At 40.3% G+C, this 11071-nt stretch carries 9 protein-coding genes and 1 pseudogene; 8 read left to right on the forward strand and 2 right to left on the reverse strand.

From position 1 onward, the window contains the following. Positions 1 to 375 precede the first annotated feature (375 nt). Positions 376 to 2466 (reverse strand): elongation factor G, encoded by a 2091-nt coding sequence (gene fusA, locus CK510_RS18245; protein WP_095723061.1) that lies wholly within the window; start codon positions 2464 to 2466, stop codon positions 376 to 378. A gap of 195 nt (positions 2467 to 2661) precedes the next feature. Here fusA and CK510_RS32860 point away from each other — a divergent pair, with 195 nt between their 5' ends. The 4 genes from CK510_RS32860 (at position 2662) to CK510_RS34410 (ending at position 4763) form a co-directional block, all read left to right on the forward strand. Beyond that, positions 2662 to 2898 (forward strand): hypothetical protein, encoded by a 237-nt coding sequence (locus tag CK510_RS32860; protein ID WP_095723062.1) that lies wholly within the window; start codon positions 2662 to 2664, stop codon positions 2896 to 2898. A 129-nt stretch (positions 2899 to 3027) separates the two neighbouring features. After that, positions 3028 to 3912: a bile acid:sodium symporter family protein gene (locus CK510_RS18255; RefSeq protein WP_095723063.1), complete on the forward strand. Its 885-nt coding sequence runs from the start codon at positions 3028 to 3030 to the stop codon at positions 3910 to 3912. Positions 3913 to 4062: 150 nt separating this feature from the next. After that, the gene (locus CK510_RS18260; protein ID WP_169927024.1) at positions 4063 to 4533 is read left to right on the forward strand and encodes a hypothetical protein; all 471 of its coding nucleotides are present in this window, start codon (positions 4063 to 4065) and stop codon (positions 4531 to 4533) included. Between the two features lie 143 nt (positions 4534 to 4676). Next, entirely contained in the window at positions 4677 to 4763 is an 87-nt protein-coding gene (locus tag CK510_RS34410) for a transposase family protein (protein ID WP_143289345.1), read from the forward strand. A gap of 271 nt (positions 4764 to 5034) precedes the next feature. Here the strand turns inward: CK510_RS34410 and CK510_RS18270 are convergent, their stop codons facing one another. Next, entirely contained in the window at positions 5035 to 6354 is a 1320-nt protein-coding gene (locus tag CK510_RS18270; RefSeq protein ID WP_245912202.1) for a site-specific integrase, read from the reverse strand. 208 nt (positions 6355 to 6562) lie between these two features. Here CK510_RS18270 and nifB point away from each other — a divergent pair. The 4 genes and pseudogenes from nifB to nifU all read left to right on the forward strand — a co-directional run. Beyond that, positions 6563 to 7840, forward strand: a pseudogene (nifB, locus tag CK510_RS18275) (nitrogenase cofactor biosynthesis protein NifB); the annotation flags it as partial. A 463-nt stretch (positions 7841 to 8303) separates the two neighbouring features. Next, positions 8304 to 8648: a DUF362 domain-containing protein gene (locus CK510_RS18280; protein ID WP_095723066.1), complete on the forward strand. Its 345-nt coding sequence runs from the start codon at positions 8304 to 8306 to the stop codon at positions 8646 to 8648. A gap of 1 nt (position 8649) precedes the next feature. Then, positions 8650 to 9864 carry a cysteine desulfurase NifS gene (gene nifS, locus CK510_RS18285; RefSeq protein ID WP_095723067.1) on the forward strand — a complete coding sequence of 405 codons (1215 nt, stop codon included), beginning with the start codon at positions 8650 to 8652 and terminating at the stop codon, positions 9862 to 9864. A 203-nt stretch (positions 9865 to 10067) separates the two neighbouring features. Continuing rightward, a complete protein-coding gene (nifU, locus tag CK510_RS18290; protein WP_095723069.1) occupies positions 10068 to 10985 on the forward strand; it encodes a Fe-S cluster assembly protein NifU in 918 nt (305 codons plus the stop codon). The last annotated feature ends 86 nt before the right edge of the window (positions 10986 to 11071 follow it).

Below are 11071 nucleotides of genomic sequence, written 5' to 3' on the forward strand. Positions count from 1 at the left end.
GTTTTTACACAGGTATCTCTCTATTTTTTTGTCCGCGATCGCAGTGTTGCTGAGACCGCTTTAGTCTAAACTCCAGTTATTAGTTATCTTTAGCTATGACTTGTTTATAGGTTCTATGTACTACTGTCTCAAAATTTTTTTGATGTGTGACAGTTAGGGTGCGGAATGTGGGATATAATCCAAATTATTATAATTATTGTGGGGTGGGCATCCCTGCCTGCCCTAATATATAATTTAGGTGCTTTTTAGCTTATCTAAATCAAAAAAACAAATCAAAAAAATCGATCGCATTCAATCAACGCGATCGGGTATATATAAAATAAAGAGAGACACGATACATCGCGTCTCTACATACATTAACTGGGATAGAACAACCTATTTGGCTGCTGCGGCTTCCCGTTCTTTGGTTTCCTTAATTACAGTCTCTGCTACGTTGGCAGGACAAGCCGCATAATGGGAAAATTCCATCGAAAATTGACCACGACCTGAAGTCATGGTACGTAAATCGCCAATATAACCGAACATTTCGCTCAATGGGATGTCTGCTTTGATACGTGCGCCTGTCGGTGTTGTTTCTTGGGATTTGATGATGCCACGACGACGGTTTAAATCACCGATCGCATCTCCCATATAATCCTCTGGGGTGAACACATCGACTTTCATGATGGGTTCGAGCAACTGGGGTGCAGCTTTGGGTAAGGATTGACGATAAGCTGACCTAGCGGCAATTTCAAACGCGATCGCAGAGGAGTCAACGGGGTGGAATCCACCATCAACCAAGGTAATTTTTAAGTCCACGCAGGGGAATCCAGCTAAGACACCTTTAACGATGCTTTGCTCGAAACCTTTTTGGACTGCGGGCCAGTATTCCCTGGGTACGCTACCACCAGTAACTTTTGTCTCGAATTTGAAACCACTTCCGGGTTCACCAGGTTCGATAATATAGTCGATTTTCGCGTATTGACCGGAACCACCAGATTGCTTTTTATGGACGTAACCATCTTCAAGTCGCTTGGTGACGGACTCACGGTAAGCAACTTGGGGTTTACCTACTTCCACCTCTACCCCGTGGGTACGTCGGAGAATGTCAACTTTAATGTCGAGGTGCAGTTCACCCATCCCTTTGATGATGATTTCGCCACTTTCTATGTCGGTTTCCACCCGGAATGATGGGTCTTCCTGCACCATTTTACCCAAGGCAACACCCATTTTTTCAGATGAACCTTTTTTGGCTGGTGTAACTGAGATGGAAATAACTGGTTCGGGGAACACCATCGGTTCTAAGGTTGCGGGTTTTTTCACATCGCATAGGGTATGTCCGGTTTGGACGTTCTTCATCCCCACGATCGCAACAATATCCCCAGCGTGAGCCGAGTCAATTTCTATGCGATCGTTCGCGTGCATCTCCACCAAACGGCTAATCCGCTCGGTTTTCCCGGTTGCGGTATTGAGAATCGTGTCACCCTTATTTAACACACCTGAATAAATCCGGGTAAAGGTGAGAATACCAAAGCGATCATCCATGATTTTAAATGCCAACGCTCTCAAAGGTTTGTTGACATCGACAATCGCAAATTCTCCGGTTTCGTTACCCTCCAAATCGACTTCCGGTTGGGGTTTTACTTCCGTGGGGTTGGGTAAATAATCTACAACCGCATCAAGTACTAACTGTACCCCTTTGTTTTTGAAGGAAGAACCGCAGTAGGTGGGGAAGAAAGAAAGATTAATAGTTCCTTTGCGAATACAACTCTTAATTTCTTCAATGGAAAGTTCCTCACCTTCGAGGTATCTTTCCATCAATGCGTCATCCTGATCCACCGCAGTCTCAATCAACTGCTCCCGGTACAGTTCCACCTCATCCTTCATGTCATCGGGGACTTCCTTGATTTGGTAATTCATTGGGTCTCCCGAATCATCCCATATCCAAGCCTTACGGGTGAGCAAATCCACTACCCCAACAAAATCATTCTCCGTACCAATGGGCAACACCATCACCAACGGTTTAGCTGCCAAAATATCGTTGATTTGCTTGACAACTCGGAAGTAATCTGCTCCTGTACGGTCTAGTTTATTGATATAAACGACGCGAGCAACCTCCGAGTCATTGGCATAGCGCCAGTTGGTCTCCGATTGGGGTTCCACACCACCGGAAGCACAGAATACACCAATACCACCATCAAGAACCTTGAGGGAACGGTAAACCTCGATGGTAAAATCTACGTGTCCTGGTGTGTCAATAATATTGAATTGATGGTCTTTCCAAAAGCAAGTAGTGGCGGCTGATTGAATTGTGATACCTCGCTCTTGTTCCTGCGCCATGAAGTCTGTGGTCGCCGCACCTTCATGTACCTCACCGATTTTGTGGATTTTTCCGGTGAGTTTGAGGATTCTTTCTGTGGTGGTGGTTTTACCAGCATCTACGTGAGCAAAGATACCGATATTTCGATAACGAGTGAGGTCTTTCATGTTTGATTTTTAACTAAACTATACTAGAACCGTTGGCGATTGCTTTTGCTTCCCCCTGGGAAGTTAGCCCTAAAATGGCACCATATACAATTAATCTGAAAATTAATTAATATTGCCTTCTTAGCCAGCAAGGGCTGGATTTTTATAACCTAGAACGGTGGATGTTATCCTTGATGTTCTGGGCAAACTTAATAATTGTTAAATAATTATAAGTTAACCTGTGTTTACTCAGGTCGATTTGGGAATAAAAAAGCCCAGACTTTAATTGTAGACAGAGATAATCGTTCTGTGGGTCGGTTGGCGGTAATTACACCACGCGCTACATTAGCACATTTTTTTGGGGAATGGGGGCATTTTGTGGTAGTGAGGGGAAGATTTATGAATTGCGATTTATTGCCAACTGAGAATTTAATTCTACAAAAAATCGTGTAGTTGCGGGGTAGGGTTGTCTCGAATACAACATGGGCAAAAGCCGAACAATATTCTATAGTTAGCCTCAGCACAAATGAATATGTGCAATGTGAGGTAAACTGATTGCGAGTATGCAATCACCTAAGGATTATGGAATTTAATCTATTCACTGCCATTGTTTTACCTATAGCTTTAGGAATCATAATGCTAGGCATGGGTTTGAGCTTGGTACCCGAAGATTTCCTCTTAGTTACAAAAAACCCTAAAGCGATCGCGATCGGTTTAATTAGTCAATTGGTTATTCTCCCTATTATTGGTTTTGCGATCGCGAGTATTGTGCCAATGCAATCTGAAATAGCAGTTGGGTTGGTGATACTATCAATATGTCCGGGGGGACCATCTTCTAATCTAATTACTTACTTAGCAAAAGGAGATATAGCTCTTTCCGTTAGTCTCACAGCATTGAGTAGTATTATTACAGTATTTACAATCCCCATTTTTGCTAATTTGGCATTAAAACGCTTCCTGGGGGAAAGTGCCGCGATCGAATTACCAGTTGTTCAGACAATGGTACAAATATTTTTAATTACTCTTTTGCCTTGCGGTTTAGGGATGTGGATAAAACAGAAATTTCCCAATATTGCTAGACGGTTAGAAAGAGTCACCAATAAACTGGCAATTGTATTTTTGTTGGCGATTATCTTGGTTTTGATTGTACGTGAATGGCAACGTCTTCCTAACTTTATTACTCAAGTTGGGATTGGAGTTGTGTTGTTAAATATAATTTCCTCATTCACCGGATTTTGGCTGAGTCAGCTTTTCCAACTCAAAATTTCCCAACAAATTTGTATTGCCATCGAAGTCGGGATTCAAAATGGTACGCTTGCGATCGCAATTACTGCGGGTTTACTCAAAAATCCGGATATGGCAGTTCCGGCAGCAGTTTACAGCTTGCTTATGTATGTGACTGCGGCGATCGCAATTTTTTACGGTAGAAAGTTTGCTGCTACGGAGGTTATGAAGGTGAGAACCTGAAATTACGCTAAATAAAATGTTGGAATCGATTACTCGCTGGGTTGTGTGATGATAAAATATCGCTCTATTTTATGGCTCAATGGTTTATGTTTATTTACCCTCTTTGGTTTGCTTGCTTATACTAAATAATGGCAAAAAATCATCAAAAATATGAATATCCAAGTTAAAGGTACGATCGCACCAGGTTATGGAGTTGCATCGGGAAAAGGAGGGGATTCCCGTTTTCCCCAAGGAACGATCGAAATGCAAAAACCTTTCTTCCAAGAATTAGGTTTGGATTTAAGCCCGTATTTTTCTGGTACCTTGAATATTTCGATTCATCCCCATCGCTATCGAGTAAAAAGTTTTAAATATACATTTATAAATGTCAAATGGTCTTCAATTCAACCAGCCGAAGATTTTTCTTTTGCTGATTGTCGGATATTATTTAATGACTCATCTTTTGAGGGTTTAATTTACTATCCCCATCCGGATACTAAACCCGATCACTTTCAAGCAGCCGATATTTTGGAAGTAATTGCACCAAAAATCGATGGTTTGAAGTATGGAGATGAACTAATTTTGGAATGCGATCGCACCCAAATCGATATCGTAATAGTTAAAAAGTTTTGGAAGTATTGACAAAAGTAGACGTTAATGCATCAAAAGAAAACAGAGTTGACTTGAGCAATAAAAGCAAATCGTTTTAGTAATTCGATATTTGCATTTGTGAGATATTCCGAATATGCGCTCTTTCACAAATATTGTCTTATCTGTAACAAGTAATAAAAAATCGACATGACTTGACCGATATTATGACTATTAGTATTTGTGCTGTAATTTGTGGTGCAGATACATGGGTTGAAATATAGGATTCCTATTTGAATTTTGAACGTACACTGAGACTCAAAAGCTTATAGGGTAGGCTTAAAGCCTAAACACTCATTCAGAAATCAAACCGGATTCCTATAGAAGAATACGGAAAAAGCGCGTTGCGGGGGTTCCCCCGTTGTCGCGACTGCCGGTGTTAGATGTTCAGTTTCACGAAGATAATTCTCGAATTCGTAAAGATAATGCTCCAGCTAATTTCGCCGTTTTAAGGCATATAAGGAGGGATTTAATCCCTCCTTTTTATTGTGTCAATTATTCGATGGAATAAGCCGAATTAAGTTTATATCGTTCTAATTCAATTTTTAATCGTTCATTCTCAAGCTTTAACTGAAATATTTCTTCCTTTAAAGTATCTGAGTCAGTTTGCTTATCAAGCGCTTCATTAATAGCTTTTTTTCGATTGTCAAAACTAAACCATCTTTGATAAGTCTTGGTATGAATCTCTACACTATGTCCCAAATTATCTGCGGCTGCTTTAATTGGTATTCCTAATAAATGCGCCCGAATTGCCCAAGCATGACGTAAATCATAAGGTTGGAAAGGTATATCAAGTTTACGAAACCACTTATTAATATTCGATACACAAACATTTACATTTCTAAATGTTGTTTTTCCAGCTATGTATTCCCTATACAATTCAAGCGTACTTTTATCCTTAAGGGAAAATAACATTATCCATTCAGGGTGTAATGGAAGAGCTAACCGACTTCCTGTTTTGGTGTCTTCGTCTACTTTCCAAGTATTATCCGTATTTTCAGGTGATAACCACCATTTAATGTCCGGATTCATGAATAACTCTCTTGGTCGTAATCCGAAAGTTGCTAGCATTCCATATATCCATTGATTTAATTGCCAGGCATCGACATGCCTTCCATTTACATGTCTCTTGTTCTCTCCATAATCACGAAATCGCCAATACTCAGATTTTATCTCTTCATCAGTTGGGATTGGTCTCGATTTAGGCTTTTCTCGTTTGGGTCTAGTCAGTCTTACATCCAATTTAAACATTGTTGATACTATTTTTACAATTACAGAAATTTCTTCTTTTGTATGAGTATTGGTTAGTCCATCGTAAAATTCATCTAAACTTCCTTGGGAGAACACATTACACCCTGCATTTAAAATTCTATTTAATGCAGTTAAATACTTAGCACAGGAATGCTTGCTTATTTCTGATTGTTTGCGTGTCTTGAAGTATTCTGTCTCGAACCTTTCTATTATCTCAGAGGTAAAAACAGGCTTGTCATTAGCCTTGACAGTTTTTTTGGGTAAATACTTGTCATTCCAAACAAAGATTTTTCTGGCTATTAACCTTCCTAATTCAAAAGCCTCCTCTCTTGCTGTCTCCAATCCGTCAAGCGTAGCTGGAATGTTCAATCCTATCAATTGCTGATATGGGGTTGTTTTCCTACTGTCCGGTTTAGGCGGTAAAGTTGCCTGCAATTGGATAGTGTTTTCAAGCACCCTAATTCCGACCTTACATTTTGAAGATTTCAGTAACGCCTTTAATTCATCTGCCTTGGTTTTGAAGAGTTCATCAAGGCATTTCTTTTCCTCTGTTTTTTTTCTCATAGTACCCATGTAACTTCCATCATTTGTTTTTTGCGGGTTGAAGTCGTTAAAATGTACTCCTGTGTTGTTACTTGCTGCTTCTTTTATGACTTAAATCTGACTTAAATATAAGTTGGCAAAAGCACTAAAAACAGTTAACCCCTAACTTTATAAAGGCTTAGAGCAATAAGTTATTCAGTAACTTTCTGTAAAAACTACAGCATAGAAGCACGTTGCAGTTGCACCAGCTTGTAACATCCAATGCAACTATTGCAACAGAAAATATGATTGTGCGAACGAAAGCCGTCCCGGTGTAGTTAGCGAATTACTAACACCCGAAGAAGCAGCGCATAAAGTCTTGGTTGTTGCTAGCAAAATCCCCCAAATGACAGTATTGGGAATTGCTGGACCTGGGGACCCATTAGCAAATCCTGAAAAGACTTTCCGTACCTTTGAATTAATTGCTGATAAGGCACCAGACATTAAACTATGTTTATCAACAAACGGTTTAATGCTGCCCGAATATATAGATAGAATCAAACAACTAAATATTGACCACGTTACGATTACCCTGAATACCATCGACCCAGAAATCGGTGCCCAAATTTACTCTTGGGTTCACTACAAACGTAAACGTTACAGAGGTGTTGAAGGTGCAAAAATCTTGCTAGAAAAGCAGATGGAAGCATTACAAGCACTCAGAGAAGCTGATATCTTGTGTAAAGTCAACTCGGTAATGATTCCGGGAGTTAATGACCAACACCTGGTTGAAGTTAACAAGATGATTCGGGAAAATGGTGCATTTTTGCACAATATTATGCCCCTGATTTCCGCACCCGAACACGGTACTCACTTTGGATTAACTGGACAGCGTGGACCTACACCTACTGAATTAAAATCAGTACAAGACCAATGCTCCGGTAACATGAAAATGATGCGTCACTGTCGTCAATGTCGTGCCGATGCAGTTGGCTTATTGGGTGAGGATAGAAGCCAAGAATTTACAAAAGATAAATTCATGGAAATGGCTCCCGAATATGACTTGGAAACTCGCCAAGAAGTACAAGAAGGGATTGAGAAATTTAGAGCTGAACTCAAAGCCGCTAAAGAAGAAATTGCTCTTTTAAATGGTGCAGCAGCAAATTTAATTCCCGTAAAGGAAAGAACTAAAATTCTCGTTGCGGTGGCTACAAAAGGTGGTGGTTTAATTAACCAACACTTCGGACATGCCAAAGAATTTCAAGTTTATGAAGTTGATGGTAGCGAAGTTAAGTATGTTGGACATCGCAAGGTAGACCATTTCTGCCAAGGTGGTTACAGTGAGAAAGCGACTTTAGAAAATATCATTAATGCAATATCTGATTGCAAAGCGGTATTAGTTTCCAAAATCGGCGACTCTCCCAAAGAAAAATTACATAATGCTGGTATTGAAGTCGTCGAATCCTACGATGTGATTGAAAAGGTTGCTTTAGATTTTTACCAAGAGTTTACAGAGAAAAAGGAATAGTTAGGAGTTAGGAATTAGGAATGTAGGGACGAGAGACATCGCGTCTGTGCGGGAATTAGGAGTTGATTGTCATAAAAAGTTAATGGTTGTCTGTTGGTGGTTGCTACTTAGGTCATTACCAACACCCAGCCAGTAACAACTAAACTACGAAAAAATTAATTGAATAATCAAGAACTAATACAGCAGTGTGTATTTTATTGAATACAGAGAGACGTGATATATCTTTTCTCTACAGAGGGTTTCACATTTTCGTTATGTATCTCATTTACCTAAAATCTGCTGTAACTAATAACTAACTTTACGGGCGAGTTCGCAAGAATTATTCTGGTATATTTTGAGATTGGTAAACTCGCCCCTTATACTGCGATAAGTGGAGTTTAATGGCAAAGGCATATCGCACATCACCAATTACCCTGCATTCACCATCACATAATTGATCGCAATTATTAGGAGAAGCATTACCATGACTTACAAGATTACCAATAAGTGTATTTCCTGCGACTTGTGCCTTCCTGTCTGTCCTACTGGTGCAATAACGGTTATCGATGGTCAACGCTTAATCAACTCTAGCGTATGTAACGGTTGTACCGATACAATCTACACCGTTCCCCAATGTGTGGCTGGATGTCCTAGCTGCGATGGTTGCGTAAAAGACCACAAAGATTACTGGGAATGTTGGTTTGATACTTATAAAAAATGCGTATCAAAATTGAATAATAACAATGACAATTATTGGGAACGTTGGTTTAATTGCTATTCCCAGAAGTATTCTGAACAATTAGAAAAGAAACGCCAGCAGGTTGCGTAAAATGAAAAAAGATTGTATTTATCTAGATAATAATGCGACTACAAAAGTAGACTCTCAAGTAGTCGAAGCAATGTTGCCCTTCTTCAGCGAATATTATGGCAACCCCTCTAGTATGCACGTCTTTGGCGGGCAAGTTGGAAAAGCAGTAAGTAAAGCCCGCGAACAAATGGCAGCTTTGCTTGGTGCGGAGGAATCAGAAATTATCTTTACAAGTGGTGGAACGGAAGGCGATAATGCTGCGATTCGCTCTGCACTGCTGGCACAACCCGAAAAACGCCACATTATTACATCCCAAGTAGAACATCCGGCAGTGTTAGCGCAGTGCAAACAACTAGAAAGCAAAGGTTACACGGTAACTTACTTGTCAGTGAATCGTCAGGGACAGTTAGATTTAGACGAATTGGAAGCATCACTAACTGGTAATACTGCCCTCGTTTCGATTATGTATGCAAACAACGAGACAGGTGTGGTATTTCCCATCGAGCAAATTGGTTTGCGTGTTAAAAGTAGTGGTGCATTATTCCACGTGGATGCTGTGCAAGCAGTCGGTAAAATTCCGATGAATATGAAAACTAGCACCATTGATATGTTAACCATGTCTGGTCACAAAATACACGCTCCCAAAGGTATCGGTGCGTTGTATGTACGACGTGGTGTTAGATTTCGTCCGATGGTGATAGGTGGAGGACAGGAGCGCGGTAGACGTTCGGGAACACCGAATGTACCTGCTATTATTGCACTTGGACAAGCTGCCGAGTTGGAATTGATGCATCTGGAAGAAGCTACCAAACGTGAACGAAAAATGCGCGATCGCTTGGAACAAACTTTGATTGCGAATATTCCTGATTGCGAAATCAATGGTTACGGTTCGGAACGTTTACCCAATACCACTAGCATTGGTTTTAAATATATCGAAGGTGAAGCAATTCTATTCGGTTTAAATCAATACGGTATTTGTGCTTCTTCTGGTTCTGCTTGCAGTTCGGGTTCCCTGGAACCTTCCCATGTTCTTCGAGCTATGGGTTTACCCTACACAATCTTACATGGTTCGATTCGCTTCAGTTTGTGCCGTTACACCACTGATGATGAAATTGACGCAGTGATTGCAGTAATGCCTGGTATTATTGAGCGTTTGCGTGCCCTTTCACCATTCACCGATGATAAAGCAGCTTGGTTGCAAGAACACGAGCAAACTCTTTTGGGAGTTAAAAGTTAGGAATCGGGAGTTGGGAGTTAGGAATTAGGAATTATTATTAAGTTGTAAGTTTTGAAGCACGATCAATAATAATCCCTTGCTCCTGATTCCCCAACCAAAATCTAAAATTCAAAGCTTGTACTGAGCGTAGACGCTCTGTGACTTCCCGTAAGGGTAGCGAACGTATCCAAAAAATCCAAAATCTAAAATCTCCTCAGGGGCTTATGTGGGAATATACAGATAAAGTCTTAGATTTGTTCTATAACCCTAAAAATCAAGGTACTTTAGAAGATAACGGCGAAACAGGGATTAAAATTTCGACTGGTGAAGTAGGTAGTATTGCCTGTGGTGATGCTTTGAGATTGCACCTAAAAATCGAAGAAGAAAGCGACAAGATACTTGATGCCAGATTTCAAACCTTTGGTTGCACAAGTGCGATCGCATCTTCGGAAGCTCTGGTAGAATTGGTCAAAGGCTTAAGTTTAGATGATGCTCTCAAAGTAACTAATAAAGAAATTGCCGATTATTTGGGTGGTTTACCCGAAGCAAAAATGCATTGCTCGGTAATGGGACAAGAAGCACTCGAAGCTGCTATTTACAATTACCGTGGGATTGAACTGGATGTTCATGAAGACGACGATGAAGGTGCATTAATTTGTAGCTGCTTTGGTATCACTGAAAGCAAAATTCGCCGCGTAGTTTTAGAAAATAAATTAACCAGTGCTGAAGATGTAACAAATTATGTCAAAGCTGGTGGTGGATGCGGTTCCTGTCTCGCCACAATTGATGATATTATTGAATCAGTTCAGAAAGAAGCCACAACGGCAAAAGTAGTAACTAATACTTATAATCCAGTAAATACCACAGGTGAGTTAACACCACGTCCCCTCACCAATGTCCAAAAAATAGCACTTATTCAAAAAGTCCTCGATGAAGAAGTTCGCCCCATCCTCATTGCTGATGGGGGAGACGTGGAACTCTACGATGTCGATGGCGATATTATCAAAGTATTACTCCAAGGTGCTTGTGGTTCTTGCTCCAGCAGCACAGCTACCCTAAAAATTGCCATTGAAGCCAGATTACGCGATCGCATCAACCCGAATATTGTAGTTCAATCAGTCGGGTCATTAATCAAAAACTAGTCAAAACTAGCCTTTGTTAATTCATACCTTTATTCAGCAACACTAATAATTCACTACAACCAATATGCTAAACCAATCTTCTAGAC

This window comes from Brunnivagina elsteri CCALA 953 (assembly GCF_002289455.1).
In the GTDB taxonomy this organism is placed as follows: Bacteria; Cyanobacteriota; Cyanobacteriia; order Cyanobacteriales; family Nostocaceae; genus Brunnivagina; species Brunnivagina elsteri.

Coding starts and splice junctions, on each gene's coding strand:
- fusA (WP_095723061.1), bottom strand. CDS start 2,466: ATGAAAGACCTCACTCGTTATCGAAATATCGGTATCTTTGCTCACGTA.
- CK510_RS18255 (WP_095723063.1), top strand. CDS start 3,028: ATGGAATTTAATCTATTCACTGCCATTGTTTTACCTATAGCTTTAGGA.
- CK510_RS18260 (WP_169927024.1), top strand. CDS start 4,063: ATGAATATCCAAGTTAAAGGTACGATCGCACCAGGTTATGGAGTTGCA.
- CK510_RS18270 (WP_245912202.1), bottom strand. CDS start 6,354: ATGAGAAAAAAAACAGAGGAAAAGAAATGCCTTGATGAACTCTTCAAA.
- CK510_RS18280 (WP_095723066.1), top strand. CDS start 8,304: ATGACTTACAAGATTACCAATAAGTGTATTTCCTGCGACTTGTGCCTT.
- nifS (WP_095723067.1), top strand. CDS start 8,650: ATGAAAAAAGATTGTATTTATCTAGATAATAATGCGACTACAAAAGTA.
- nifU (WP_095723069.1), top strand. CDS start 10,068: ATGTGGGAATATACAGATAAAGTCTTAGATTTGTTCTATAACCCTAAA.